Origin of the sequence: Mycobacterium sp. SMC-18 (assembly GCF_045310895.1) — a bacterium.
In the GTDB taxonomy this organism is placed as follows: Bacteria; Actinomycetota; Actinomycetes; order Mycobacteriales; family Mycobacteriaceae; genus Mycobacterium.
Map to the genome: position 1 here is coordinate 1 of NZ_JBJIAL010000105.1, position 3,364 is coordinate 3,364.

The 3,364-nt window shown below is 62.7% G+C and carries 1 protein-coding gene; it reads left to right on the forward strand.

Features of this window, described 5'->3' with window-relative positions; genetic code table 11:
• Positions 1-104: 104 nt before the first annotated feature.
• A complete protein-coding gene (locus ACJH6J_RS30210; protein ID WP_406805020.1) occupies positions 105-3,155 on the forward strand; it encodes a DEAD/DEAH box helicase family protein in 3,051 nt (1,016 codons plus the stop codon).
• The last annotated feature ends 209 nt before the right edge of the window (positions 3,156-3,364 follow it).

Below are 3,364 nucleotides of genomic sequence, written 5' to 3' on the forward strand. Positions count from 1 at the left end.
ACTATTCCCAACTCGTGACCGGTAGACCGGCCGGATCACAGAAACCTGAGGGTGCATGAAACCCGGGACGGTTCACGGTCCTGCGGGAACTTCACCACGTCACGGTGTGGGCCGTCTACCACCACTCGGCCTATCCCAAGGCCGCGCCACTCAAGCTGCCGTTCGATCCCAAGCTGGCGGCGAAGGCCGCGCCCCTGAGCCGTGACGAGGTCGCCCAGCTGGCCACGAAGTTCAAGGCGCAGGACGAAGCACACGCCAAGGCGCTGGCGCAGAAAGACGAGCTTGCCGCGGCCAAAGACGCCGAGATCGCCGCGCTGCGTGAGCAGATCAAAGCAGCCCAGGCCGCGAAGCAGCAGCCCGACGACCGCGACTACAACGAAGCACAAACTCGTACCGAGTACATCGACCTCGATCTCGCCGAGGCCGGTTGGGCCCTCGACCAACCGCGGGACCGCGAGTTCGAAGTCACCGGGATGCCCGACGGAGGCAAGGGTTACGTCGACTATGTGCTGTGGGGCGCAGACGGCCTGCCACTCGCGGTCGTCGAAGCCAAACGAACCAGCAAGAGCCCGCACGTCGGCCAGGAACAGGCCAAGCAATACGCCGACTGCCTGGAGCAGATGACCGGCCGACGGCCAATCATCTTCTACACCAACGGCTACGACCACTGGATGTGGGACGACGCCGGCGGGTATCCGCCCCGCCAGGTCCAAGGTTTCTTCACCGCCGACGAACTGGCCCTGGCGATTTCGCGGCGCACAACCCGCAGGTCGTTGGCGGACGCAGAGATCGACTCGGCGATAGTCGAGCGGCACTACCAGATTCACGCAATCCGCCGAGTTGGTGAGGAATTCACCGCGCACAAGCGCGAGGCGCTTCTGGTGATGGCGACGGGATCAGGCAAAACTCGCACCGTCATCGCACTGGTCAAGCAGCTTATGGAAGCCGGCTGGGTCAAGCGAGTGCTGTTCCTGGCCGACCGGACCGCCCTGGTCAATCAGGCCGTCGGCGCATTCAAGCAGCACCTGCCCAACGCCACAACGGTAAACCTGGTGACCGAGAAGATCACCGATGGCCGGGTCTACGTGAGCACCTACCCCACGATGATGAACCTCATCAACTCCGTCGACGACGGGCTACGGCCTTTCGGTCCAGGCTATTTCGACCTCGTCGTGATCGACGAGGCACACCGTTCGGTGTATCACAAGTACCGCACCATCTTCGACTGGTTCGACTCACTGCTCGTAGGGCTCACCGCGACGCCCAAAGACGAGGTTGACCACAACACCTACCGGCTGTTCAACCTCGAAGACGGCATGCCAACCGACGCCTACGGTTTGGACGACGCTGTCAAGGAAGGCTTTCTTGTTCCCGCCGTGGGAATTTCGGTTGGCACCAAGTTCCTGCGCCAAGGTATTCGCTACGACGAGTTGACCGAGGCCCAGAAGGACGAATGGGACTCCCTGGACTGGGGTGATGATGACACCCCCGACGCCATGTCGGCAGAAGAGCTGGGACGCTTCTGGTTCAACGCCGACACCGTCGACAAGATCTTGGCGCAGCTGATGTCGCAGGGGCACAAGGTCGCCGGCGGCGACCGACTCGGCAAGACGATCATCTTCGCCAAGAACCAAGCCCATGCACAGTTCATCGCCGAGCGGTTCAACATCCAATACCCCGAGTACGCCGGTACATTCGCGCGCGTCATCACCCACAGCACCGAGCGCGCTCAGAGCCTCATCGACGACTTCTCCGTCACCGACAAGGCACCGCACATCGCCATTTCCGTCGACATGCTGGACACCGGTGTCGATGTGCCGGATGTAGTGAACCTGGTCTTTTTCAAAGAAGTTCGGTCCAAGAGCAAGTTCTGGCAGATGATCGGCCGAGGTACCCGGTTGCGCCCCAACCTGTTCGGACTCGGACAGGACAAAGAGAACTTCTACGTCTTCGATTGCTGTGGAAACCTGGAATTCTTCAGCCAGGATCTGCCGGGTACGCAGGGCTCACTGCAAAAGTCCTTGAATCAGCGCCTGTTCGAAACTCGCGTCGGGCTGGTCACCGCGCTGGATTCCGCTGTGCCAGGAACCAATCCGCCGGAAGGTCATGGCACCGAATCCGAACGTGGGCTCCGCGTCGACACCGCATGGAGCCTGCACAAGATCGTCGTCGGCATGAACCTCGACAACGTGCTGGTCCGGCCCCACCGCCGACTCGTCGAACAGTACGCGCAGTGGCCGGCATGGTCGTCGTTGACGCACGAGGCCGCGAGCGACGTCGCCCTCCAACTCGCCGGCCTGCCTTCCTCGGAGCTGGACACCGACGAACAGGCCAAGCGGTTCGACCTGTTGATCCTGCGCCGCCAACTGGCACAGCTCGAGGGCGATGCCGTAGCGGCTGAACGGATCCGGACGAAAATTCAGGGAATCGCCGAAGGACTGCTCACCAAGACCTCGATTCCGTCGGTCGCGGCGCAACAGGCCCTCCTTGACGACATCTGCGCCGACGAGTGGTGGGTCGACGTCACCCTGCCCATGCTCGAACTCGTCCGGCTGCGGGTGCGTGCACTGGTCCGCTTCCTGGACCCCGCCCAGAAGACCGTTGTATACACCGACTTTCAGGACGAACTCGGTGAAGCAACCTTGGTCGATCTACCCAACGTCACTCCGGGGACCAACTGGGACCGGTTCAAGGCGAAAGCCAGGGCGTACCTCAGGTCCCACCTGGACCACATCACGCTGCAACGTCTGTACCGCAACAAGCCGCTGACGCCCGACGACCTGGTCGCACTGGAGCGGATGCTGATCGACAGCGGCGTGGGTGAACCCGCCGACATCGACTTGGCGAAGGTCGATGGGCTCGGGCTCTTCGTCCGGTCGCTCGTGGGTCTGGATCGTGCCGCAGCGACAGAGGCGTTCGGGGCCTACCTCGACGGATCGCGATTCACTGCGGACCAGATCAGGTTCATCAATCTCATCGTCACCGAACTGACGGCGACGGGCGTCGTCGCCGTCGCGCGACTCTATGACTCCCCCTATACCGACAAGGCGCCGACCGGCCCCGAAGAGGTGTTCCCAGAGGCCGACGTCGACAACATCGTGTCGATCCTCAACACTGTCCGGGCCAATGCCGCGCCCCAGGGCGGCGTCGCCTAGGCGCACGTCGACCGCGAGCCTGACCTGGTGGCGGAAAATCGAGCCAATAACGGCCGCGCGGTCAGTCTCGGTCGAATGCGTTACCGCGACCGCCGCGAGCGGCCCCAAAGTGCACGCGACACAGCGGGTTTGGGGGCTCTTCACAGATGAGGGTGTAGAGGTGGTTGGCGCGTCGTTGCCGGGATAGAGGTCGAGGTCTCTCGAAAATG